This window comes from Pseudomonas sp. ML2-2023-3, from assembly GCF_037055275.1.
Lineage (GTDB): Bacteria > Pseudomonadota > Gammaproteobacteria > Pseudomonadales > Pseudomonadaceae > Aquipseudomonas.
Window position 1 is genome coordinate 3,381,693 of the sequence record NZ_CP146343.1, and the last position, 23,934, is coordinate 3,405,626.

Sequence of the window (23,934 nt, forward strand, 5' to 3'; positions counted from 1 at the left end):
CTGATCCGATGTGCAATCCGGTCTCAGGACCCAGCTGGAAAACCCCTCAAGATGATTGGCGGGGGACGTGTCGGGGGTCGCGAAGCCATTGCTGCAATTCCGTTTCGGCTTGCTCCATGGCATTGCGGTTAAGCAATTTTCGCATCAATGCGATGCTGACCGCACGAGCTCTGAGATTGTATGTATAGCTACCCAGATGGCCATCGGTTGGCTGATAGACACCGAGCTTTTCGTACAACTGCTGCAATCGATTTTGTACGCTGCGCAATGAAAGGCAGCGTCGACTGGCTATGGCACGGTCTGTTAGTCCCAGTGCGATGTCTTGCAGCACTTCATACTCGGTGTCCGTCAGGCCAAGCACCTGGTCTTGGGACTTCTGCTGCACGCCGCGTATCTCACGATCTATGACGCATTGTTGCTCAATGAAAAGACTGCGCAGCGCCAGGCGCAAGCGCTCCTCCGAGGCGGTCTTGAGCACATAGCCGTAAGCAGCACCCTCTGGAACGATTCGCGAGATGCCTCGCACATAGGCTTCATCAGCATAATTAGACCAAAACAGAATCGATGTATCGGGCCGGTCTCGCCAGATCGTCTTGGCAGCCTCCACCCCGGTGCGTCTGGGCATCTGCAAATCCATGACTACCGCCGTGATCCCATACTCATGGGCCAGTCGCTCTCCTGCCAGCCCGTCCTCGGCTTCCAGCAACCGGGTGCATTCAGGAAGCGCCAGTTCTATAACTTCCTTGAGAAATGCGCGATGAACGGGGTCATCTTCAATCAACAAGACATCCATCAAACGGTTTGCTCCGGTTCAATGTGAGGGACGGGCAGGGGCAGACTTATACAGACGTGTGTTCCCTTGCCTTGCGGACCGGTCTCGATCTGCAGTTGGGCATCGAGCAAGCGAGCGCGGATTTTCATGTTCTGTATACCGCCGCAGTTCAGCAGATTATCCCGGTCAAGTCCGAGGCCATCATCGACGATGGAAAGCTGCAGGCGGTTCGCGGCCCGGCTGATCTTGATGTCGATGGAGTCCGGATAAGCATGTTTGATAGCGTTGTTAACCGCTTCCTGGATGATGCGGAACAGGGCAATTTTCTGCGGCTCTGCAAGCTTGTTTGCTAACCCGCCTGTGGTGTCACGCAGGCGAGTGGCAATGCTCAGGCCACTGTTGCGCACACTGCGCAACAACAAATCCTCTACGCCTTCTTCCAGGCCGAAAAGCTGGAGCACTGTGGGTTTGACCGCATCAATGATAAGGCGCAGCTCCTGCATGCTCTCTTGCAACGCGTCACTGACGGGTTTCAGGTCATTCCCCGACAGCGTATCCACGGTCATCAGGCGGGCGATCCGGCGGTGCAGGCGCGTCATGTCGGCCAGCGTCTGGTCGTGTAAATCCATGCCAATGCGCTGCCGTTCGTTTTCCAGCTCCTCGGTCAAGCGCAGGGCACCCAGGCGCAAGCCCTCTTCTCGGGCGCGAATCTGGGTTTCGGCGATCGCCAGTCTTTTTGCTTGATCGGTCTGGCGTAGTGCGTAGAGGTAGGACGCCAGCAGATCGGCGACATGCTGGGTATGGTGCACGTCTTCCAGGGTGTAGTAATCGGCTGCATGTTTGGAACAGCTCAATGCACCGATAATTTCACCTCGCGCCCGCAACGGCACGTGAAGTCGGCTGCGCAGTCCCGCATCGAAAATGGGCGTGTTGAACGCGCCGGCAAACTGATAGCGGGGGTCAGTCGTAGCGTCTTGACTGAGGATGTAAGGTTCCTCTCCCAACAGCAGGGCACGGATCGGACTTTCCACGATAGGCAGCGGGTGATTGGCAAAGTTGCTCCATGCGGTGTGTAACCCCGTTTCATAAGCATGCAGATGGTTTTCTCCATCCAGCAACAGCAAGCTGATGTCCAGGTGATCATGGGGCAGGATGATGCGAATTTCCTCGGAAATTGCATCGATCATCGACTGGAAGTCCAACTGACCCGCGAGGGCCCTGGAGATGCCGAGAAAGTGATGGAGGACATCCTCGGCATGGATGCTGGGTCGTTTCACGGTCATGCACCTTTTATTTTTGTAGCCCTACCATACCCGCTATCACTGAACGCGGGCATCCCTCTGCGCGGGCGATCAGGTGACCTGATTGAAAAATTGCGAATGCTCGCAGGCAGATTGCGTGATCCCGCATATTTGGTGCGGTGTCGCGCCGCATATCTGCATTGATGTGCGCAGACGCTGGCTGTGAGACGGCGCAGACTGAAATCGAACTTGCGTAAAACGGTGAGCATCCATCCATTGGACCGCCCGAACCCCAAAAATAATAACAAAGGTCAATCCATGAAAATTCGTCCGTTGCGATGCCTGTTTCTATCAAGCGCGCTGTTGCTTTCTCCCTTCATGCAAGTGCAGGCCGATACGGCCGACAAGACCATCGCCTTGTCCAATAACTACGCGGGTAATTCCTGGCGTCAGAATATGCTTGGCAGCTGGAAGCAGACCACCGACGACGCTGTGAAAAAAGGCGTTATCGCTTCCGCAGACGCCTTCACAACCGGTGAAAATCAGGCCACCGAGCAAGCGGCACAAATCCAGAACCTCATCCTTCAGGGTTACAGCGCCATCGTCATCAACGCAGCGTCGCCGACCGCTCTAAATGGCGCCGTCAAGCAGGCCTGCGATGCGGGCATTATCGTCGTGTCCTTCGATGGCATCGTCACCGAACCCTGTGCCTATCGCATCTCCATGGACTTTAAAAAAAGCGGTCTTGACCAGATGGATTATCTGGCCAAACGCTTCCCAAATGGCGCAAACATACTGGAGATTCGCGGGCTGGCAGGCGTCTCGGTGGATGAGCAGATCCATTCCGGGATCGTTGCGGGCGCGCAAAAGTATCCCAACCTGAAAATCGTTGGTTCGGTCAATGGCAACTGGTCACAGACTGCCGCGCAGAAAGCGGTGGCGGGCATTTTACCTAGCCTGCCACCTATAGATGCCTTGGTGACTCAAGGGGATGACGGTTACGGCGCGGCCCAGGCGTTCATGTCCGCTGGACGGCCGACGCCGACGATTATCTTCGGTAATCGCGAGGAAGAGCTGTCGTGGTGGAAGAAACAGAAAGACGCCAACGGCTACCAAAGCTTTTCGATTTCCAGCGCTCCGAGCATCTCCAGCCTGGCGTTCTGGGTAGCCCAGCAATTGCTGGATGGCAAGAAAATGCCCCATGACTTGCTGTCGCCAGCAGTCAGCGTGACTCAGGACTCACTGGAGCCTGCACTCAAGGGCCTTGAGAAGGGCGGGATTGTCAGTCAGGTCTACAGCGTCGAGGACGTCGCCACGCTGACAAGCCCATCCGCTCATTGACCCGCGTGTGCCGCGCCTGAGTGCGCGGCAATGCTGAGGAGAATGTCATGTCTGACTTTCAACGAGCGCTGGTAACCTTCCAAGGTATCGGCAAATCGTTTGGCGCTGTTCGTGCCCTGTGTGACGTCAACCTGAGTGTTCAGGCCGGAGAGTGCCTGGGGTTGATCGGCCATAACGGCGCGGGTAAATCCACACTGATGCAGGTCTTGGCCGGCACTCTTCCTGCCGACTGCGGTGCGCTGCTGGTCGGCGATCAGGAAGTACGCTCCAGCTATGGCGTGCAGGTGGCACGCCAGCACGGGATCCGCTGTGTGTTTCAGGAACTGTCGTTATGCCCAAACCTCAGCGTGGCCGAAAATACCCGGCTGATGTCACCGGCTATTCGTGGCTGGGGCTGGCGACGTAAAGCCAGGGCGCTGATCGAAGCCAGTCTTGATCAGATTTTTCCGGGCCATGATATTCGTGGCGACGACATCGTTGCCGAGTTGCCGATCGGCAAACGCCAGATGGTCGAAATTGCCCGTGCATTCGTGCGTGTCGATGAACGCCTGGACTTGGTGATCCTCGATGAACCCACGTCCTCTCTGGATTCGCGGGTTGCCGAACAACTCCTGCAGTTTGTCCGGCGGTTTGTCGGCGCTGGCGGCAGCATCGTGCTCATTAGCCACATTCTTGGGGAGATGCTGGACACCTGTGACCGCATTACCGTAATGCGTGACGGGCGAGTGGTAGAGATTCGCCCCGCGGCGAATTTTACCCACGCGTCCCTGGTGGAGTGCATGGGGAGCGCCGCAAAGGCGGCTTGCGAACAGCACGTTTTTGTCTCGCGACGGGCCCATGGTTCTCCCGTGGTGGCTCAACGTCCGGCCCGTCAAGCCAATGCAATGACAGTCAATGCGCATCCTGGCGAAATCGTCGGTCTCACCGGGTTGGCAGGACATGGCCAAAGCCAGTTACTCATTCAAATACTGCGTCACCGTATTGCCAGGGGGCAGGGCGCCGCGCTCGTGGCCGGGGATCGACAAAATGACGGTGTGTTTGCGATGTGGTCTATCGCCGAGAACATCACGATCAGTTCGTTGGCCCACCTGAAGCGCGGCGCTCTGATTGATCCGGACGCAGAGCATGCTATGGCTGAAGAATGGCAAAAACGCATGGGAATCCGCACCCCGGATATGGGAAACCCCATCCTTTCACTGTCGGGCGGTAATCAACAAAAAGCACTGTTCGCCCGCGCATTGGCATCGCGCAGCGATCTGATCCTGATGGATGATCCCATGCGTGGCGTTGATGTCGGCACCAAGCGTGAGGTGTACTCGATCATCGCTCAGGAGGCGGCCAAAGGGCGCACCTTCATCTGGTACACCACTGAGCTGGAAGAGCTCGATTACTGTGACCACATCTATGTGTTTCGTGATGGCCAGGCAGTCCTTGACCTGCCACGCAGCCAACTAAGCGAGGAGCAGATTCTTCGCTGCTCCTTTGTGGAGCAAACGGCATGAATGCATCTACCTCGCTACCGCTGAAAGGCGCTGCGGTCAAATCGCCCGGATTGAACTATGCACGCCTGCTGCGCAGTGCGTTGCCCGGGGTTTCACTCGTGGTGCTGCTGATCACCATTTTCATCATGCAGCCCAGGGCCATGAGTTACATGGGCATGAACCTGATGCTTAACCTTGCGGTGCCAATCGCCTTGGCGACCGTCGCCCAGATGCTGATCATCACCGTCAACGATCTTGACCTGTCGCTGGGCAGTTTTATCAGCTTCGTCGCCTGCGTGGCGGCAACGTTGCTGGACCAGCACCCCGTACTTGGCTGCCTGGCATTGCTCGGATGCATTGCGGTGTACGCGTTGCTGGGCGCGCTGATTCATATACGTCACTTGCCTTCCATCGTCGTAACTCTCGGCATGTCGTTCGTGTGGATGGGCGCTGCTGTGCTGTTGTTGCCTGCGCCGGGAGGCAGTGCGCCTGAATGGCTGCAGAGCCTGGTTCGTATCAAGACACCTTTGCTGCCTTTCGCGATCATTGTCTGTGTGGTGCTGGCGATTGCCGTACATGTGTTTTTGATGCGTTCGACGCTGGGTGTTGTGTTGCGGGGGGCGGGGGGAAATCCGCTGGCCATTGCGAAGGCAGGATGGTCGCTGCTGCGTATCAAGATAACCATGTATGCGCTGGCCGGTACATTCGGGGTCTTCGCCGGCCTGTTTTTAGTCGGCCTGACCACCTCTGCAGACGCAAGCATCGCGCTGCGTTACACCTTGTTGTCCATCGCGGGCGTGATCCTCGGTGGCGGTGAGTTTGTCGGCGGCCGCGTCTCGCCCACCGGCGCAGTGCTGGGAGCCCTGACACTGGTGCTGGCAGGCTCGCTGCTGTCCTTTATGCGCATTTCGCCAGACTGGCAGATGGGTGCCCAGGGCGCGATTCTGATTCTCGTCCTCGCCTTGCGTACGTCCGTCAACCGTCTTGAGGCTCGCCCACTATGAAGCGTGTTCCGTTACTCACCACGGTCATGGGCAAGCCCTGGGTATGGTCGTTCCTCGCCGCCTTGCTGATTTGGATCGCGACCATTGCGTTCACCGGGGGCCAGGGTGCAGGTTCGCTGTTGTCAGGTTCATTGAGCTTCTCGGCGTTCTTCGTGATAGTCGGCATCGGCCAGATGTTTGTGATTACCACGGGCCCGGGCAACATAGATTTGTCGATTCCGGCCAATATCGCACTCAGCGGGGCCATTGGCATGAAGTTGATGGACGGCCAGCCAGGTCTGATCTGGTTGGGCGTTCTAGGTGTACTGGGGGCCGGTATGTTGATCGGTTGTGCCAACTACGCCTTGATCCGGGTGCTTCGCATACCGCCGATCATTGCCACGCTGTCAGCCAGTTTCCTGTTGCAGTCAATGGCGATTGCCTACGGTCGAAGCATTCGGATCCAGCCACCGGAAATGTTCTACCAGTTCTGCACCGGCAACATCTTGGGCGTGCCGTACCTGACGATCAGCGTCGTGCTGCTGGCAGTCGTCATGGGCTACGTGCTGACACGCAGCATCTACGGCCGCTGGACGATCGCCATTGGCCAGAACGCCCGTGCTGCGGAGCTTGCCGGTGGCCATGTCAACCTGATCCGCTTCGCGACCTACGTACTCAGTGCGGTCTTTGCCAGCCTCTGCGGCCTTCTGCTGGCCGGTTTTTCCGGCGGGGCTTCGTTGAGCATGGGCGAGGAGTACCTGCTGGCCTCGATTGCAGTCGTGGTGATCGGCGGGACCTCAGTGGCGGGTGGATTTTCCAACGTGCCCGGCATCTGGGGAGCGGCGCTGTTTCTTTATCTGCTGGTAAGCATGCTCAACACCTTTGGCGCCAGCGCCGGGGTGCGCTTGATCCTTACCGGCCTGATCATCATTGCGGTCATCACCGCCGTCAGTGGCCGCAAGTCGGCACGCACTGCCTGAATAGAGGGTATTTCCATGTTTGAACCTCACTATGAATACATCGATGAACGCTTCCGCGCATTGACACTGCCCAACACTCAACTCGAGCAGCTCTACAACCAATGCCGCTGGGCCGAGGGGCCGGTCTGGTTTAACGACGGTGGTTACCTCTTGTGGAGTGACATTCCCAACCAGCGTATTTTGCGCTGGACGCCAGAGCAGGGCGTGTCGGTGTTTCGTCAAGACTCCAACTTCGCCAACGGCAATACCCGAGATCTTCAGGGCCGACTGGTCACCTGTGAACACGGCCCACGCCGCGTGACCCGCACTGAGCCGGACGGGTCGATCACGGTGATCGCGGATCGTTACCAGGGCAAACGCCTGAACTCACCGAACGACGTGGTGGTTCACCGTGACGGCGCCATCTGGTTTACTGACCCGACCTACGGAATCCTCACTGATTACGAAGGCTTCAAGGCTGAGCAGGAACAGCAGGGCCAGAATGTCTATCGGGTCGATCCGGTGACGGGTGAAGTCCAATGCGTGGCGGATGATTTCGTTCAGCCCAATGGCCTGGCGTTTTCGGCCGATGGCAAGACTCTGTACATTGCCGACTCGGCGCGCACACATGACCTCGCAGCCCCACATCACATTCGAGCGCTGGAGGTGATAGACCACTGTCGCTTGGGTCGTTCGCGGGTGTTCGCCGAGATCGAACCCGGGATCCCCGACGGCTTGCGCGTCGATGTACAAGGAAACGTGTGGACGAGCGCGGGTGACGGGATTCAATGCTTTGCTCCTGACGGCACATTACTGGGCAAGATCCTGCTGCCGGAGAAAGTCGCCAACCTCACGTTCGGCGGTCCACGTCGCAACCGCTTGTTTATCACCGCCAATACGTCGCTCTACATGATCCATGTGGCGGTGGCGGGCGCACAGATGCCGTGAAGGTGATCGCTCCCAAACACGACACAAACTGAGTTGCATCGGTATGAAAAAACCGCCCGGAGGGGGGCGGTTTTCTTCGACATTCAACTGATGAGACCGTTTCTAGATTCTCAGGTGACGTATGAGATTAATTTGACGACTCCCAGTTCGAATCTGAAAAGCCAATCAATGACGGGTTGTGCCAAATTGCAATAGCTGTAGCTACAGTTAAATTGCTGTATTGCTGGCGTCAAGTGATAGTGGGTTTGTACGAATAAGGGAGTGACAAGCAAAGCAATAGCAACACCAGCCACTGCATAAGCCCTTATCTTTATCCAGCTACCACCCGCCAACCCAAATACTTCACCTATGAACACGGAAGGGTAATCACCCAATTCCACATCCGTATTCAGGATCCTGGCGTCCTTGTAAGTCCCCATGAATTTTGAGGATGAAGCACTGCGAATGGGTGATCGGCTCGGCCCCTGCCAAGGTGTCGACTGAGCTCACGATAGTGGGCTCAATGCCGGCATCACGCAGAGCATTTTCCATCAGCCTGTCGAAGTTAGTCGTGACGATGACACGTACGTGTCCAGCGCGCACCATTTCTGCAATAGCGCGATGAGCCCGGGTGGGAACCTTCAACCCATCCTCTAACTCTTGGGCTGTGGGCTCCAGGAGCCTTGAATAATCGCTCTGTGTTCGCTTTGCGTCCCAGCCAAGGTCTCAAGCAGCGTCGAATAGTTTGGCTGCTCTCCTGTCTGACCTACGTACCAAGCATGCCAGTCTTCTTGCTCACCTACGCCTGAGGCAATACCGGCGCGCTTTACCAGTTCCATGGTGATCTCCCAGCCGGTCGGAATGCCGGCGGAGCGTGACACTCCTGACCCCAAAAGTAGTGCGTACACTCCTTTGTTCTCGTATGCCGAGAATGCAAGCTGGGTTGTGGGGTCATTAGCAATGATGGGCATGGGATCTTCCTTGCGTTCGGGGCGATGGCCAAAATCTTGGGAGCGCCAGCGTTATCATGAGTGAAGGTATTCTAGCCAAAGGCCATCGCGGACGCAGTGATCGCTTGTGCCGAACTCTACGTCAACGCCATGATCCTCGGCGCAACTCTCACTGCATCTCAGAAGCCGCTGTTTCCCAAATATGGATGCGCCATCAGATGAGGAGCATGAGCCATTTTGGCCGTCAGAGATTAGGTTGCAGCTTCGGGGGCGAATGTCCATGGGTGACGTTCTCTCGCCGCTAGTCGAGTGTGTGGGCGTCCTGGAGGAATGGCGTAGTGTGTTGTGGGAGGGAGGGGCGTAAATTGGTCAAGGCACCCTGAATTTCGCGGAGGGCAAGTAATGACGCAGAATGGTGCATCAAGCAACCGTTGCTATCGTCATACGCAAGGTGAGCGTCATGAACCCAGGGCAGGTTTTGAACGCATCAAAGGAGAAGCTAGAATTGGGACTGGGGCATGTCGAAGAATTGTAGGTGAAAGCTCCTGCTAGCGCATTTGCTAAGGTCAGCTTGGCGAGTAAAAAAGACCCGGATCCAGAGTCCAGGTCTTTCTATCACGTGGAGACTTATGTCAAACGGGGGCGGTTATACGATGGCTCAGGACTCAAGAAGTGCGGCACCTCTGAAAGCATGAGGTCGCATTCAACCAATGCTGGCCCATGCCAGAAAAGCGTCCAGCGGTTGTAGTCTTCCTCTGTCTCGATCACGTAAAGGGTTTCCTTCCTGCATTCCCTGAAAACACGGATAAACCAAGCGGGTTTTACCTTGGATGGCACTCGAAGCTCAAACCCATCGTCCGACCACCCCACCCAGTGGCTAAACCAGCTGCGCTCAAAGTAATCGTGCAACTGAACGAAGTAGTACGACCGGCTATCGTCAGCCTGTGCTGCTGCGCAGAGGTCTCTTCCGTGGTCACGCCACGATTTGAATGCTTGCTGGAATGATTCCAGGCAAGTCTCCCATGACTCGAAACCATAGCGTCGTGCGACGATGGCCAGACATGCTCTATGTCGCAGAGTTTTTTGGCTTTGACGCTTTAGAACCTTGGCTTCGCGTTTGATTTTCTGCAGAAGCTCAGGGGTGAGAGACTGTGTGAAAACAAGAGAGTTAGACATGACTATCCCCATAAATCCAATACGGAGCACTGGCCCGCTCAGGCCCTAGATTTTTGGGAACTCGTCAGATTTTTTGCTTACAGTGTTCTCACTTGGCCAGCGGGCGGCTCAGGCACCTGTAGTCGTACCTGTGGCCGAAATGGTGCGGCAACTCACTCGAAGCTGTCAAGGAACTGGGTAGTCCCAGACCCTTCAGTATCGTACACCGTGATTTTCGTGCTTGAGATTAGCTCGCGAAGGTAAACGTTTACTTATACTAGGGGCTGTGCTGATGATGCGCCTTTAGCGCGCCTGCCCGGATTGCTGGGCCGATCGGAATAATACGCCGGGTGAAATGACCAGGACGGGGTAGCGAATGCAAGATGTAGGCGTGGTGTGGCAGAAGGCCGAGCAGGTGTTTGGTGACAAAGCCAAAGCGGCGGTGTGGCTGTCAACACCCAGGCATATGTTTGGGGGGCTGACAGCAATCGACTTTGTGAAAAACGAGGGATGCTCAGAGCTCGTGATTGAGGTGCTGACCCAGATCGAGCACGGACACGCCTGCTGAAACCATTGCTAATGGTGAGGAAAAAACAGGCCGACTAGGCGAAGCGAGCGTTCATTTTGCTGGGCCGGGTACTTGGCATTCACCCCTGTGAGAACATACAGTAGTTCCGCCAAAGTCGTCAGCTCTGAGGGATCACAATGAAGGTGTTTGTTAGCTCCGTCGTCAGTGGGTTCGAGCAGTACCGAGCAGCAGCTAGGAAAGCCATCACCTTACTGGGGCACACGCCGGTCATGTGCGAAGACTTCGGAGCGCGCCCGTGCTCCTCACAGCATGCGTGCATGACCGAGGTCGACCAGGCTGATGTCGTCGTGCTGATCCTGGGCGCGAATTTTGGCTATCAGACGAAAACAGGGGAGTCTGTGACCCAGCAGGAGTTTCGGCGTGCAAAGGCTGCAGGCAAACCGATCCTGGCTTTCCTCGAAACCGTGGAGATGGAAGAGCGTCAGAAGGCATTCTCCTGGGAAGTATCGGACTACCTTGATGGCCTGTTCCGGGTGACCTTCACCGATCAGTACCAGCTCTCGGACGCCATTGTTCAGGGCTTGAATCAGATGACCTTGAACCGTAAGGCCATCTCTGAGCAAGAGTTCATGCAGCGCTTACAGCAGAGAAATGGCAATGGTCGGTGGGGTGGTTATGATCACGAGGCCCGTCTGGAGGTAGCCTTCCTCCCGCAGCCCGAAATTGCTGGCACGTTGCGCTCCGCCCATGCCCAGCACGAGGCGTTCTTCTTGAAGGTCTGCCAGGCCGGCCTGGGTTCGCTCAAAGGCGGCTACAAAGACTTCGACACTGCCGAGCAGACGGGGATCGATACCCCTGAGGTTAAGTGGCGGCATCATGAAAGCGGGCTCTGCTCGGTCTCTATTTCCCTGGCCAATGCGTCGACCTCGCGAAACGTCATGGACTCCTTCTACCTGTCGCCCTCCTTGGTCAGAAAAGGGGCCGAGGCTGCGTTCAGCTTGCTGAGCGAAGGGAAGGGGGGGTGGTTTCAAATTGGCCTGTATGGCGTTGATCACAAGCTCTTTGCAGAGCCTCCAGCAACTGCGACCAACAGCATTTCGATGCCGCACCGCTCTCAGCAGAATCTGGAGGAGCGGAATCTGATGATCCCAGCCACACCGGGGGCGTACCGCCATTGGTTGGACGAGGTGATGTTCCGCTTTGAGCGCAGAATGTCGATGTGAAGGCTTACTTGGGAGGTGGGCCGTTGCTATGCAGTGTGTGAAAAGTGTTTAGAGAAGGTCAGGCAAGGCGAAAACAGTCGAGAAAGCGGAGTTTACGGATTGTAAATTAGCATTCCGAGACTGTTTCAGCGCAATATCACCGAGTATCAAGGCTTTTCGCACCGAGCCTAGGAGGGTGTAGACAAAATCAAGCCGTCAGTCGGCGTGCGAGTATGCGTGCCTCAGCCAGCCACACCCATGCCTCACTCACAGCAAACAACCGGTCGTGGTGCATGATCAATCGCCGAGCCCTCTCGTTCCAGGCATGAGTTCGCTCCACCACCCAGCGCTTGGGCATCACCACGAAGCCGGTAGGGGCAGGGGTTACCGTGAACAGATCGCCTTGCTCTGAGCACCATTGCCCCGTTCTTCTATTGTTTGGCCCCCGGATCACTTGAACGTCGACCGCGTGCGTTTGATGCATGCGCTGAGCCCATTTTCCCGCGTATGCACTATCGACGAAGAGCGTATTCAATGAGGGGTATTTTTCCTTCGAGTAAGTCACTGCGTCATCCGCTGCGTCGCGATCCTGCACACTTGCTGCGCTGATACTCACCGCCAGAAGCAGGCCCAGCGTATCGACTATCAGACTTCGCTTGCGCCCCTATCATCTAAAGTTCCACGATGGAACTTTAGGTCAAGGGTCGAGACCTCGGTTCGTCGTGATAGCTTCATCGTCGCGGCGAGCGGAGTCCCGGGTGAAGTGTCCCCTTTACCTTTCCTCGTTTTATTTAGCCTCTGCAAAGGCGCGTGGGACAGCTCCGTCGTCCCGTGCTCCTGCCGCGTCGCAAGGCAGACCGGGTGGTAGGGCAGAGCCCTACGGTGCTATCGATCTAGTCGGGCATATCGCCCTGAAGGCGAGCAATTTCGTCGGCGAGGTCTAGTTTCTAACGCAAACAGGGCGCCCCATCGAGGATCGGGCGCCTTTTGTGTTGTTGGACCGCGGCTGCGTACTAAACCACCGCCCCGAACAGCACCCCCACGGCTGCCGTAATGCCCATGGCCAACGCCCCCCAGAGGGTTACCCGCCAAGCGCCGATCCCTATTTTTGCACCCCCGGCCTTGGCTGCAATGGCGCCAAGGCCGGCAAGAAATATCAGCGACATGCCAGATATCCACGGCACTACACTGTGGGACGGGGCGATGAAAATGACCGCCAGGGGCAACGCGGCGCCAAGCACGAAACTGGCGGCTGAGGCGAGTGCGGCTTGCAGTGGTTTGGCCGTGAGTGCTTCGCTGATGCCTAGCTCGTCTCGGGCGTGTGCGCCCAGTGCATCGTGCGCCATTAATTGATCGGCCACCTGGTGCGCCAAGTCGGATGATACCCCTCGGTGCATGTAGATGTGGGCAAGCTCGCTGTGTTCGGATTTCGGGTTGCTGGCCAGTTCGGCCCGTTCCCGCGACAAGTCAGCCTGTTCGGTATCGGCCTGGGAGTGCACGGAAACGTATTCACCCGCCGCCATGGACATGGCGCCCGCCACCAGCCCGGCCATACCGGTCACGATCAGCGTGGAGTGGGTGGCGTTGGCGGCGGCGACGCCAATCAACAGGCTGGCGGTGGAGACGATCCCGTCATTGGCCCCCAGGACTGCGGCACGCAGCCAGCCGATACGGTCACTGCGGTGGAGCTCGGTGTGCCTGTGCATGAATTTCATGGGTTAACGGGACTCAGGTTATTGACGAGGTTGGATTCGGCGGCCTCAGCCTGCGCTTGCTGTTTGCCGCCTACAATCGATATTTCTTTTAGCTGTTCACCGTCGCGCACCACGAACAGTGCGTCCATGCCACGTGCTTGCGCCAGGCGTGGGCCTTCGATTTCGCCCAGCACCAGCAGTGCCGAGGCCCAGGCATCGGCAAGCATGCATGAGGCAGCCACGACGGTGACCGCCGCAAGTGTGTTGCACAGTGGTGCGCCGGTAAACGGGTTCATGGTGTGGGCGTAGGTTTGCCCACCTACCTCCACCCAGTGTCGGTAGTCCCCGGACGTGGCGATGGCGGCGTCGCTGAGTTCCATCACGCCCATGACTTCTCGCACGCCCCGGCAGGGTTTTTCAATCGCCACGACCCAGGGTTGGGCGTCAGGCTTCATGCCTTGGGCGCGCATTTCGCCGTCGATGCCGACGAGGTAGCGGGTGATGCTTGACGCTTCCAGGCAAAGGGCCAGTTCATCGACGCCAAAGCCTTTGGCAATGCCATTCAAATCCAGCTTCAGAGGCGCCCGCTTGCGTACCCGATTGCGTTGCGTGTCTACCTCCAGTCCCGCGCTGGCGCAAAGCCGAGCGCGTGGCGACGCTATCATGAGCGCCTGCTCGGTGATCGTCTGTTCGCCGGGACCGAAGCCCCAGGCTTCCACCATGTCTGCGACGGCGATGTCGAAGGCGCCCCCGGATTGCTGGCTGACCCGCAGCGCGGCCGCCAGCACCGTGGTCAGCTCTTTGGGCACTAGCAGCCACTCATGCTCGGGGGCCGCGTTGAGGCGGCTGAGGTCAGAGCCGGCTTTCCAGGTAGACATTTGCCGGTCCACCCGGCTCACAGCGTGGGCTAGGCGCTGACCGATCTCGTCGGTGTCGATCCCGGCCGCCGCATAGAACACCGCGGTGTAGCGGGTGCCCATGGTCTCGCCGTTCAGGCTGTAGCGCTGCACATCAGTAGACATCTTCACGGTAGCGTCCTTGTGCCTTGAGGGTCAGCACGCTCAGGTTCAGCGGAGCCAATATTTCATCCAGGGCCTGCATCACGCCTTTGGCCATTTCACGACTGCCGCAAACCAGTACTTGTGCGCCTTTTTCCACCAGCCGGCGCAAGGACAGTGCATCAGAGAGCAGCCGGTCCTGGACGTAGCTACCGTTCTGTACCTGGGAAAAAGCCGCGCGCAAGGCGGTAAGTCGCTGGTCTGCCAGGTAGCGGTTAAGTTCAGGCTCGTACAGAAAGTCCGAGGCCGGGTTGCGCCCGCCCCAATACAAATGCATCGGGTGGCGGGCAGTGTTGTTGCGAATGAAGCCGGCCAAGGGGCCAATGCCGGTACCGGCACCGATCAGGATCACCGGGTGTGCGCCCGACGCAGGACGAAACTGTGGGTTGGGCTGGATAAAGGCTTCGACCGAAGCGCCGATGTCCAGGCCATGCAGGAGTTGCGAGCAGAGGCCTCCTTGGTGTTTGCGTACGCAAATCTCGAGCACGCCGTCCGTGGAACTGCTGGCCAACGAGTATAAACGCGGTACTGGGCTATTCGCCGAGATAATCCCTACCAGGTCTCCTGCCTGGAAGCCCGGTAGTTCACTGTGCGCCTTGAAGCGCAGGACGTGGGTTGGCGCATTCACTTCTTCGCCATAAGCGATGCGCTCGGCCAGCTCCAGTTGATAGGTGCGCGGTGGCTCCGGTGTATGGGCCAGGGCCAAGTCATGCCCCAGTGCTGTGGCTAGGGCGTGGCCCCAGCGCGCAAATTCCTGGGAAGACTGGCGGTTGACGGTTTCCAGCCCCAGCAACGGTGAGGCACCGGCCAGTTCCAGCGCTGCCTGCACCTGATGGGCGTACTGACAGAATTGTGGAAACTGGCGGTCCCCAAGCCCCAGCACTGCAAAGGGCTGGCCGGGTTTGACGCCCTCGTGGTTCAGCCGTGCCAGAAACTGCGCGGCCGACGCCGGTGCATCGCCATCACCGTGGGTCGCGGTGAGGATCAATAGTCTCTGGGCGTTGCGGTACTTGCCTTTCCATTCATTCATGGGCGCGCTATGCACTTGGTACCCAGCCTGATGCAAGGCCGCATGCAACGTGTTGGCAAACCCCCATGTGGTGTTGTTTTCAGTGCCTACCAGAATCACGCTGTCGGCGGAGTGAGCAGGGCTGTTGTGGCGAATGTTCGGACCGGCTTTGCGACGGCGCCACCAGAGCAGGATGCCGGTCACGCTCATCAATGGCACACAGAGGGCACAGAGCCCGAGTGGCAAGCCCAGCCACCAGAGGCCTTCTGCGGTGTGTAACTGATAGATCCATTGGTAGACGGTGCGCATTGAGTCGTGGGGTTGATAGGACAGCAGGGCGCCGCTGACCGGGTCCACGTAGCCAACACCCTGGGACGTGCGCAGAGAGAACACATCGTTTGGATTGCCCGGGCTCGGGTAGACCAGTTCACGCAGGTCATTCAGGTCGATGGCCTGCAAGGCTTGCAGTTTCGCCACCGGTAACGCCGGGCCGGCGCTGATGTGGGTGGGGAAGGCCGGTTCACTCTGGCTGCCGTCGGCGATCAAGCCGAAGGTCGTGGCGGCCATGTACAGCCCGCTAACTGCCGACAGCAGCAGCCCGAGCAAGGCCAGGCGCCCGACTTCCGCATGCCAGCGCTGGCTGAACGTACCGCGCAGTGGCCGCAGCAAATTGCGCCAGCCACCCAGGCGCCGGGCCAGCAGCAACGCGCCGGACACTGACAGGATCAACATGAGCAACGCACCGACGCCCGACACGCCATGGCCCTGTGTGCCCATGAACAGCGAGCGGTGCAAGTCTTTCACCCAGCGGGTGAAGGCGGACGGCGCGGAGGGCGCGAGACCCTGGCCGGTCAGTGGGTCAACCGTTTCCGCCCCGGACTGGCCATCGCGGTTGTAGTAAACGATGACTGTGCCGGAGGCGGTGCGCTGGATTTTCTCCACGCCTTGAAAGTGACGGGCGACGCCTTCCGCCAACTGGCCGACATTAAGCTGGCCGGCAACGGTGGACGTGTTGTGCAGGCGTTCCAGAGCCGGATCAACCGACAATACCGCGCCACTGATGGCCAATATCATGACCAACAGGGCGGCGATCAGACCGGGCAGCGAATGACACTGGCGAAGCATGTTCAGCCTCCAGAAGTGGTGGTTGCTACAGGTCGTAAGTAAACGCGTTGACGTAAGTGCTGCCGGTTGCCGGCTTGCCTGATCCTTGGGTGGTCAGGGGCACGCTGATGTCGGCTCGGCCTTCACGCTGGTTCTCCACGGCGCTGTCGATTCGGATCTGATACCCGGCATCAATCAAGGTGTCTGCCAATTCAACACTGACTTTGAGGGTGCGTCCGCTGCCCACGCTGGCACCGCTGACCCCGTCAAACTCCCTGGGGTTCTGGCCGCTGCCGCGGGCCCAGTCAGTCAAATGCCGGTAGTACTTGGCCTTCTTGCCGGCGACCCACAGGGTTTTCTGGTACTGGCCATTGGCATCGGTGACGTAAATCGCCAGGTACGCATCGTTACCGTTGTAGTCCTTGAGCTGGGTCGTCAGGGTCACTTCACGGGCCTGGGCCAGCCCCGGCAAGGCAATGGCGCCGGCGAGGAAAGTTGCAGCGATGATTTTTTTCATGAGGACGTCCTGGTTGAGCGTTGTAGCGAGAGCCTGAACTTGCTGGCTGACAACAGCCTGAAAGCCCTGGAAAAAATCGAAATGCTCATTCAGCACTCGGGCTGACGAGGTAGTCTCGGGCATCACCGTCGTCGCCGAAATTGATGTGCAACGTGCGCAGACGCAGGGAGGCGGGTGCATAACGCGCCTCGATGGCGTTGCCCCTGCGGTCAGTGCCCCTGAGCTTGTAGCAACCGTCGTCGACCTTGATGCGCTGCACGCTCCAGCCGTATTGCTGCTCCACGCGTTGACGCAAGGTTTCCCGCGGTTGCCAATCGCTGGCGGGCTCGCTGCAGTCGTCATCAGCGAGGACGCTTGCGCTGAGCAACAGGCTCAACAGCGCAGTACGTGCAATAAAAGCGGTTTTCATGATCTGTCTCCTGCCGGATGGGCATCTGTGGCATACCCTAAGGTGCATTCCTGACAACCAGCTGAATCTTCAGATTCACCTCAGGTTTGGCGGTTAAGGTACTGCACGACACTTATCAGGATGAGGTAGCAGATGCGGGTTTTATTGGTCGAGGATGCCCCCGGGCTGGGGGAGGCAGTGCGCGAACAAATCGCCGACGATGGTCATGCCGTCGATTGGGTGCAGCGCCTGAACCACGCGAGCAATAGCGTGCGCACCACGCCTTATGACTTGATCCTGCTGGACCTGATGTTGCCGGACGGTCGCGGGCTGGACTTTTTGCGCGAGCAGCGCTCAGCGGGCAACGTGACCCCGGTGATTATCCTCACCGCCCAGGACCAAATATCCGATCGCATTGCCGGCCTCAATGCCGGAGCCGACGATTACTTGGTTAAACCGTTCGACCTGTTTGAACTCTCGGCCCGGGTGGCAGCCGTGGCCCGACGTTACAGCGGCAACCCCAACCCGCAGATCAAACTCGGTGAACTGCAGATCGACATGAACGCTCGCACAGTTCAGCGCGCCGGTACCACCGTGGACTTGACCGCACGCGAGTGGGCGCTGTTCGAGGCATTCGTACAGCGTCCCAATGCGTTGCTTTCGAAGTCCCAACTCGAAGAGCGCCTGTACGCTTTTGGCGCGGAGATAGAGAGCAACACCATCGAGGTCTATATCAGTCGTCTGCGCAAAAAACTGGGACGCGACCTAGTTGAAACCGTTCGTGGCATGGGTTATCGGTTGACACCGGTATGAAGTCGTCGATAAGCCTGCAAAAGCGCCTCGGCCTGGGGTTAACCCTGGGCATGACATTGCTCTGGCTGGGGGCGACCGTCGGCGCTTGGCTGGTGGTACAACATGAGTTGAATGAGGCGTTCGACAGCGCCCTGGAAGAGACCGCGCAACGCATCCTGCCCTTGGCCGTACTGGAGATTAGCAACCGCGAAGCGCCCCGCGAAGCACAACACGTGGCCACCTTGAAAATGCACAAGGAATACCTAACGTACCTGGTGCGCGATACGCAGGGCCGGATTTTGATGCAATCCCATGACGCCAACCCGAAGATCTTCAATAAACAGCCGGGGGAAGGGTTTTCCACCACTGACAAGTATCGGCTATATGGCGCGAGCGCGCTGCGCAAAACACTGTTCATTGAGATTGCCGAACCGCTGGCTCATCGCCGTGAAGCGGCGCGGGAAGCCTTGTTTGCGTTGTTGCTGCCGTTGTTGGCGCTGATCCCTGTCAGCCTGTTGGGCACCTGGTTATTTGTGCGCATTAGCTTACGCAGCGTATTGGCCTATCGTCGCGCCCTGGAAGCTCGGGGTGCAGGGGATTTGTCACCGATCAACGTGGCACGACTGCCGGCAGAAATCGACCCACTGGCCGACGCGGTCAACCACTTGCTTGAGCGCTTACGCAAGACGCTGGAGGCCGAACGTAGCTTTACCGCAAACAGCGCCCATGAACTGCGCACGCCGATGGCCGCGACATTGGCGCAGATTCAGCGCTTGCACCAGGAAGCGCCAGAAGGCCCGTTACGCGTGCGGGCGGCGAAGATCGAAAACTCATTACGCGACCTGGCGAGGCTCTCGGAAAAGCTTATGCAACTAGCCAAGGCCGAGGGTGGTGGGCTGCTATCCGAGGCGCCCCAGGACCTGATCCCGTTATTGGCCCATGGGGTCGACGAGTGGAATCGCAACAGTGGGCAAAGAATCCAACTGCGACTGCCGACCCAGAGCAGTGTTTATTCAGCGATTGATCCTGACGCGTTTGGCATCCTACTGCGCAACCTGATCGAAAATGCGTTGAAGTACGGTACCGTGGACCAGCCGGTTGAAGTCAGCCTCACAGACCAGGCGCTGCTGCAGGTGATCAACGGAGGTCCGGCCGTGCCTGAGGCAGTATTGCAGCGCCTGACCGAACGATTTGTGCGGGGAAACAGCGCAGCCAGTGGCTCAGGGTTGGGTTTGGCTATTGCGAAAACGATTGCGATAGGGGTCAAAGCGACTTTAACCCTGGCCTCGCCAGCAACAGGTCGGAAGGAGGGGTTTGAAGTCAGCGTTCAGTTTTTGTGCCTGCCAAGGTAAATGCGGATTGAGCCCTGACGGCTATCAGTATCGCATCGGATTGACGTCTAACAGCACGGCGTTATGCTACGTTTTGAACGTTCGTCGAAGGAGGACGGTGCTAGAATTCGCTAAACCCTCTGCTAGGGATAGTTTGCGATTCAGGCTTTTTATTAATTGGCCATTGGCGACAGCATCATCCTCAACAGGAGTTATGCTGTCGCCAAACTGAGTCTCTAGTAAAAATAAGCCAAAGCTCCGCTAAGGCTATTTATTAGATCTGCAAGGTCGCATAGCACCATTAGAATTTATGTTGAGCGGCATAAGGGCAGATCATTTCCATAGCCAGCGCGCTTATCTCTGCTTGGTCATAGGCAGGTGCAACCTCTGCCACATCCATACCTATGACATTAATGCCTCGCAGCCCACGCAAAATCTCAAAGGCATGAAAAGTTGATAAACCTCCGCATAGCCTCCTCTGGGTGTGCCTGAGTTCAGGCCATTTTGAAATACGATTTTTTCAACAAAATCGGCCAAATAGGACATCCATCAGGGACGGCGACCGGCCAAAAACGGCGGTGCGATAAGGTTGGCGACTGCTTAAATCAAAAGGGACCACGCATGAGAAAATATTTGGTTTTGTTGTTGGTTGGTGCCACAGGAGTTGCTCAGGCGCAATCGATATGCACTTATCCATGGTATCAATCAGTCGATAAGAGATTCCATACAACTGACGGGCAAGGGCATGGGCCGGATATAGGCTCCGATGAATGGAAATCAGTGATCGAATTCAAATTAGGGGTTCGCGATGGGGCAAATGTCCCTGAACGAAGTTCCGATCAGTGGTGCCAATACATTGATCAGCATATCAATGGGATGCAAGTGACCGGGGGCAGTACGGAAAAATCGCCGATAGTCAATGAGACGCCTGGCCCTTCTTACGATTGCGCCAAGGTGAAGCCTGGCGCTATCGAAGCGATGATATGTGAGGACAAGGAGTTATCCGCGCTCGATCGCAATCTGTCGGAAGTTTATGCCAGCGCGAGAGTCAAGGCCGGCAACGAGCATCCACCCCGGCTTAAAGCAGAACAACGTGGATGGATAAAGGGTCGCGACGACTGCTGGAAGAGTGATGACGTCGGTGCATGCTTGCGCATGGAGTACCAGCGCCGCATCGCCGAGTTGCAAGCACGGTACCGATTGGTACCGGAAACCGGGCCTGTCTATTACGAATGCGAGGGCAACCCTGCCAGCGAGATTGCTGCCATGTTCTTTAAAACCGATCCGCCGACATTAATCGCCGAGCGTGGAGACAGCGTATCGCTCATGTACCAGCAGCCAAGTGGCAGTGGCGTAAAGTACCTTGGACGCAATGAAACTCTTTGGGAACATCAGGACGAAACTATAATCACTTGGGGATACGGTGCGCCCGAATCACATTGCAAAAGAAAACCTTAAACAACGATCCAGTCAGCTGGGTAATTGCATTCTGGCGAAAGCTAGCAAGTAGCCTGAGGCAGCTTTCGTGAAAGGATGCAACCGGCCGATATCAGACCTGCCTGACTCTCTGTTTTCTACCAATATCTGCCGACCGTGACAGGCATAAATCTGCCAAAAGCGACCAATCCAACAAGTACTCAGTACTCCACTGGGGTCGCGCTGGAGTGGGGCCGGGCTACGGGACATCCATTAGCTCAACGATGTCGACTTTAGCTTTAGTGAAAGTGTGTTTAAGGTGGCACTCACCATTATCTGATAGTAAATAGACCCGGAGCGTTGCGCAGTAGTCATCTATGTTTGAGATTTTTTCTTTGAATTTACTACGACAAGCTTCAGCCGTTCTTCGATGACTCCCTTCAGGGAGATCAACCTTCCGATCCCACAAGATTTGTGAGAGCACAAATCCCATACCCTGTATCAACACTTTTGTTATGGAGAAGTTTCATGAATGTCGACTGGCTTCACTTCACTCCCTGGTCATCCCTTGCCGGTGGCGCATTGATTGGTCTCGCGGCCAGTCTATTCGTGGTCGCTAATGGGCGTATCGCAGGTATCAGTGGCCTGATTGGCAGTCTTTTACAGCGAGGGAGTGAGGGGGGGAGTGAGAAAGCGCTTTTTCTCCTAGGCCTGCTTATCTCACCGCTTCTATGGGGCTCGTTCTCCTCGCTACCAAAGATTGAGTTCCAAAGTGGCTGGTTCGGACTGATCGTCGCCGGTGTATTGGTGGGCATCGGCACACGCTACGGATCAGGTTGCACCAGTGGCCATGGGGTATGCGGCATATCGCGCCTTTCGCCGCGATCGATGGTTGCTACTGCGTGTTTCATGTTCAGTGGTTTCGTCACGGTGTTTGTCTTGCGTCATCTGCTTGGGGGTTGAATATGACTAAACTGACTGCGTTCATTACTGGCCTGCTGTTCGGCTTGGGGCTGCTTTTGGCAGGGATGGCCAACCCAAGCAAAGTACTCGCTTTCCTGGACCTAACCGGTGCTTGGGACCCGTCCTTGGGATTAGTCATGGTCGGGGCAATTGCCGTGGCCATTGGCCCGCTAGCATGGGCACACCGACAATCCAGTTCGCTGCTGGGAAAGCCAATGCAGCTTCCGATCAAACGTGAGTTGGACAAGCGCTTGATCGGCGGGAGCCTGTTGTTCGGCATCGGCTGGGGAATAGCGGGCATCTGTCCTGGCCCCGCAGTGGCAGTTCTGCTGACAGGACGCTGGCAAGTGATCGTTTTCATGTTGGCCATGCTGGCCGGCATGTTGTTGTTTACCGCGCTGGAGAGCCGGCGCAACCATTGAGCGTAGCCTGCGCATTACTGCCGGACTGCTTCTCATTTGCCTCGGTCTGTCCGTGTGATCGGCGTGTGGGGAGTGGAAAGGTTTAGTGCCGTTTTTGGCCCAGAGTGTGTAAAAACGTTTTTACGCGCAGCATGAATCCGAAACTTTAGGGGGGAGTTCCGAAACTATTTCACTATGTGGGCTTGGCGATGGCTCTGACACGGCAGTAATGCACCGCACTATGGGCACGGAATATCTTGCTTATCAATGGTCGACCTGTAGTGGTCAACTCATCCCGGACACGGTTTTGAGTTTTTCTTCCGTTTTCGCTGGGGCCAATCCATCGTTAAATTGATGAGGTCGGATCCAGTTGTAGTGATGCATCAGGTACTGGCTAATATCTCTCTGAGCCTGGTGGCCGGTCATGTAGCCAGTGGTTGGTATCCACTCTGTTTTCAAGCTGCGAAAAACCCGCTCCATCGGCGCATTATCCCAGCAGTTTCCTCGGCGGCTCATACTCTGACGCATGCGATAACGCCACAGCCGCTGGCGAAAGTTGCGGCTGCCATATTGGGATCCCTGGTCTGAGTGAAATAGCAGGCCTTGCGGCTTGCCACGCTGCTCGTAAGCCACATCCAACGCCTTGATCACCAAGTCTGCATCCGGCTTTTCTGATAACGCCCAGCCCACCACTCGGCGAGCGTAAAGATCCATGACAACCGCAAGGTAGTGCCATTTCCCCTGTGCCCAGATGTAGGTGATGTCGCCGCACCAGACCTGGTTGGGCGCTTCGACATCAAATTCTCGGTTCAATATATTTGGGATATCCGGCCGCTCGACTGTCGCCTTTTTATAGGCGTGTGATCCTGGCTGCTTGCTGACCAACTCCAGCTCACGCATCAGCCTGCGTACCTTAAACCGTCCAATTTGCTCACCTTCTTCTTGCATCATCAACGTGATGCTTCGACTGCCGGGAGCACTTCGGCCCTGGGTGAACAACTCGCTCACTCGGCTACGCAGCCTGAGCCGCTCAACATCTGGTGTTCGCCGCCTTAGACGATGCGCGTAGTACCCCGAACGAGCGACCTCAAACGCCTCGCACAAGCAGTCAACAGGCTCATGGACGCTTAGCTGATTGATCAGCGCGTACGCTCGAGATCTTCCGACATCAAGAGCGCGGTAGCCTTTTTTAATATTGATTTCTCGCGCTCGAGGCGAGCAATCCGAGCTTCCAACTCCTGGATTTTTTGCTGCTCTGGTGTCAGGGCCTTGCTCTGGGGCGTGACGCCGGTGCGCTCTTGCTGAAGCTGGTCGACCCAGCGGCGCAGCGCCGACTCACCAACACTCAGTGAACGACTGGCTTCGATGAAGCTGTAGTTTTGCTTGAGCACGAGGTCGGCAGCCTCGCGTTTGAATTCAGCGGAAAAGGTACGGCGTTGTTTGGTCATCTGACACCTCGATCTGGCGAGCATTCTCGCCTAAAAGGGTGTCCGGTTTCATTAGACCACTACAACCTCGTGCCACCCTGGAAGTTGTATAGGGCAGAAAAGATATGAAAAACACTTCAGTTTTTAACGAAGAATGAACAATAGGTGTGATTTGTTGGGCGTAAGTTCGAACTGAACTTCCCACCTTCCTGACGATACCCTGTGAGTGCATTAATTGAAATGCACAATTTCCCCTTTGATAGTTGAAAAACGTTCGATACTCCGGAGGATTGC

Annotated in this window: 23 protein-coding genes and 2 pseudogenes; 12 read left to right on the top strand and 13 right to left on the bottom strand. The window is 57.1% G+C overall.

Annotation, left to right across the window (positions count from 1 at the left end; translation table 11 throughout):
* Window positions 1-46 precede the first annotated feature (46 nt).
* Both V6P94_RS15470 and V6P94_RS15475 read right to left on the bottom strand, forming a co-directional pair.
* Window positions 47-793, bottom strand: a complete 747-nt coding sequence (locus V6P94_RS15470) for a response regulator transcription factor (RefSeq protein ID WP_338647525.1) — start codon at window positions 791-793, stop codon at window positions 47-49.
* On the bottom strand, window positions 793-2,055 hold the full coding sequence (locus V6P94_RS15475; RefSeq protein WP_338647527.1) for a GAF domain-containing sensor histidine kinase: 1,263 nt from the start codon (window positions 2,053-2,055) through the stop codon (window positions 793-795). Before V6P94_RS15475 ends, V6P94_RS15470 begins: the two co-directional genes overlap by 1 nt.
* A gap of 276 nt (window positions 2,056-2,331) precedes the next feature.
* Between V6P94_RS15475 and V6P94_RS15480 the strand changes: the two genes are divergently transcribed.
* From V6P94_RS15480 to V6P94_RS15500, 5 genes are read left to right on the top strand one after another with little or no spacing between them, the layout of a single operon-like run.
* On the top strand, window positions 2,332-3,354 hold the full coding sequence (locus tag V6P94_RS15480) for an ABC transporter substrate-binding protein (RefSeq protein WP_338647529.1): 1,023 nt from the start codon (window positions 2,332-2,334) through the stop codon (window positions 3,352-3,354).
* 47 nt (window positions 3,355-3,401) lie between these two features.
* Window positions 3,402-4,856 (top strand): sugar ABC transporter ATP-binding protein, encoded by a 1,455-nt coding sequence (locus V6P94_RS15485; RefSeq protein ID WP_338647531.1) that lies wholly within the window; start codon window positions 3,402-3,404, stop codon window positions 4,854-4,856.
* Window positions 4,853-5,839 (top strand): ABC transporter permease, encoded by a 987-nt coding sequence (locus V6P94_RS15490; RefSeq protein ID WP_338647533.1) that lies wholly within the window; start codon window positions 4,853-4,855, stop codon window positions 5,837-5,839. Before V6P94_RS15485 ends, V6P94_RS15490 begins: the two co-directional genes overlap by 4 nt.
* Entirely contained in the window at window positions 5,836-6,798 is a 963-nt protein-coding gene (locus V6P94_RS15495) for an ABC transporter permease (protein ID WP_338647535.1), read from the top strand. Before V6P94_RS15490 ends, V6P94_RS15495 begins: the two co-directional genes overlap by 4 nt.
* 15 nt (window positions 6,799-6,813) lie before the next feature.
* Entirely contained in the window at window positions 6,814-7,725 is a 912-nt protein-coding gene (locus tag V6P94_RS15500) for an SMP-30/gluconolactonase/LRE family protein (RefSeq protein ID WP_133079489.1), read from the top strand.
* A 366-nt stretch (window positions 7,726-8,091) separates the two neighbouring features.
* Here the strand turns inward: V6P94_RS15500 and V6P94_RS15505 are convergent, their stop codons facing one another.
* The 3 genes from V6P94_RS15505 to V6P94_RS15515 all read right to left on the bottom strand — a co-directional run bounded on the left by V6P94_RS15505 (window position 8,092) and on the right by V6P94_RS15515 (window position 9,830).
* Window positions 8,092-8,310 (bottom strand): SIR2 family protein, encoded by a 219-nt coding sequence (locus V6P94_RS15505; RefSeq protein ID WP_338649450.1) that lies wholly within the window; start codon window positions 8,308-8,310, stop codon window positions 8,092-8,094.
* Window positions 8,311-8,357: 47 nt separating this feature from the next.
* Window positions 8,358-8,675 carry a hypothetical protein gene (locus V6P94_RS15510; protein WP_338647537.1) on the bottom strand — a complete coding sequence of 106 codons (318 nt, stop codon included), beginning with the start codon at window positions 8,673-8,675 and terminating at the stop codon, window positions 8,358-8,360.
* A 606-nt stretch (window positions 8,676-9,281) separates the two neighbouring features.
* Window positions 9,282-9,830 carry a hypothetical protein gene (locus V6P94_RS15515; RefSeq protein WP_338647538.1) on the bottom strand — a complete coding sequence of 183 codons (549 nt, stop codon included), beginning with the start codon at window positions 9,828-9,830 and terminating at the stop codon, window positions 9,282-9,284.
* Between the two features lie 355 nt (window positions 9,831-10,185).
* On the opposite strand from V6P94_RS15515, the gene V6P94_RS15520 reads away from it, so the two are divergent.
* The gene (locus V6P94_RS15520) at window positions 10,186-10,377 is read left to right on the top strand and encodes an MbcA/ParS/Xre antitoxin family protein (protein ID WP_044287115.1); all 192 of its coding nucleotides are present in this window, start codon (window positions 10,186-10,188) and stop codon (window positions 10,375-10,377) included.
* A gap of 137 nt (window positions 10,378-10,514) precedes the next feature.
* The gene (locus V6P94_RS15525) at window positions 10,515-11,561 is read left to right on the top strand and encodes a DUF4062 domain-containing protein (protein ID WP_338647544.1); all 1,047 of its coding nucleotides are present in this window, start codon (window positions 10,515-10,517) and stop codon (window positions 11,559-11,561) included.
* A gap of 187 nt (window positions 11,562-11,748) precedes the next feature.
* On the opposite strand, the pseudogene V6P94_RS15530 reads toward V6P94_RS15525, so the two are convergent.
* The 6 genes and pseudogenes from V6P94_RS15530 to V6P94_RS15555 all read right to left on the bottom strand — a co-directional run.
* A pseudogene (locus V6P94_RS15530) lies at window positions 11,749-12,204 on the bottom strand (transposase); the annotation flags it as partial.
* Between the two features lie 349 nt (window positions 12,205-12,553).
* On the bottom strand, window positions 12,554-13,255 hold the full coding sequence (locus V6P94_RS15535) for a VIT family protein (protein ID WP_048361850.1): 702 nt from the start codon (window positions 13,253-13,255) through the stop codon (window positions 12,554-12,556).
* A complete protein-coding gene (locus V6P94_RS15540; protein ID WP_048361849.1) occupies window positions 13,252-14,256 on the bottom strand; it encodes an FAD:protein FMN transferase in 1,005 nt (334 codons plus the stop codon). Before V6P94_RS15540 ends, V6P94_RS15535 begins: the two co-directional genes overlap by 4 nt.
* A complete protein-coding gene (locus tag V6P94_RS15545) occupies window positions 14,246-16,426 on the bottom strand; it encodes a PepSY domain-containing protein (protein WP_338647551.1) in 2,181 nt (726 codons plus the stop codon). Before V6P94_RS15545 ends, V6P94_RS15540 begins: the two co-directional genes overlap by 11 nt.
* 25 nt (window positions 16,427-16,451) lie before the next feature.
* On the bottom strand, window positions 16,452-16,922 hold the full coding sequence (locus tag V6P94_RS15550; protein ID WP_048361847.1) for a DUF2271 domain-containing protein: 471 nt from the start codon (window positions 16,920-16,922) through the stop codon (window positions 16,452-16,454).
* Between the two features lie 85 nt (window positions 16,923-17,007).
* Window positions 17,008-17,331: a PepSY domain-containing protein gene (locus tag V6P94_RS15555; RefSeq protein ID WP_338647555.1), complete on the bottom strand. Its 324-nt coding sequence runs from the start codon at window positions 17,329-17,331 to the stop codon at window positions 17,008-17,010.
* 132 nt (window positions 17,332-17,463) lie between these two features.
* On the opposite strand from V6P94_RS15555, the gene V6P94_RS15560 reads away from it, so the two are divergent.
* The gene (locus V6P94_RS15560; protein WP_048361845.1) at window positions 17,464-18,123 is read left to right on the top strand and encodes a response regulator transcription factor; all 660 of its coding nucleotides are present in this window, start codon (window positions 17,464-17,466) and stop codon (window positions 18,121-18,123) included.
* On the top strand, window positions 18,120-19,454 hold the full coding sequence (locus V6P94_RS15565) for an ATP-binding protein (protein ID WP_338647558.1): 1,335 nt from the start codon (window positions 18,120-18,122) through the stop codon (window positions 19,452-19,454). The genes V6P94_RS15560 and V6P94_RS15565 overlap by 4 nt, the downstream gene beginning before the upstream one ends.
* A gap of 280 nt (window positions 19,455-19,734) precedes the next feature.
* Here the strand turns inward: V6P94_RS15565 and V6P94_RS15570 are convergent.
* Window positions 19,735-19,905 (bottom strand): annotated as a pseudogene (locus V6P94_RS15570) (arginase family protein); the annotation flags it as partial.
* Between the two features lie 149 nt (window positions 19,906-20,054).
* Between V6P94_RS15570 and V6P94_RS15575 the strand changes: the two are divergent.
* From V6P94_RS15575 to V6P94_RS15585, 3 genes are all read left to right on the top strand, one after another.
* Window positions 20,055-20,891, top strand: coding sequence for an MliC family protein (locus tag V6P94_RS15575; RefSeq protein ID WP_338647560.1), 837 nt, complete (start codon window positions 20,055-20,057; stop codon window positions 20,889-20,891).
* Window positions 20,892-21,377: 486 nt separating this feature from the next.
* The gene (locus tag V6P94_RS15580) at window positions 21,378-21,812 is read left to right on the top strand and encodes a YeeE/YedE family protein (RefSeq protein ID WP_338647562.1); all 435 of its coding nucleotides are present in this window, start codon (window positions 21,378-21,380) and stop codon (window positions 21,810-21,812) included.
* A gap of 2 nt (window positions 21,813-21,814) precedes the next feature.
* Window positions 21,815-22,234 carry a DUF6691 family protein gene (locus V6P94_RS15585; RefSeq protein WP_338647564.1) on the top strand — a complete coding sequence of 140 codons (420 nt, stop codon included), beginning with the start codon at window positions 21,815-21,817 and terminating at the stop codon, window positions 22,232-22,234.
* 264 nt (window positions 22,235-22,498) lie between these two features.
* Here the strand turns inward: V6P94_RS15585 and V6P94_RS15590 are convergent.
* A protein-coding gene (locus tag V6P94_RS15590) for an IS3 family transposase (protein ID WP_095019831.1) occupies window positions 22,499-23,661 on the bottom strand; the annotation gives its coding sequence in 2 pieces (ribosomal slippage) (window positions 22,499-23,406 and window positions 23,406-23,661; 1,164 coding nt in all).
* Between the last annotated feature and the right edge of the window lie 273 nt (window positions 23,662-23,934).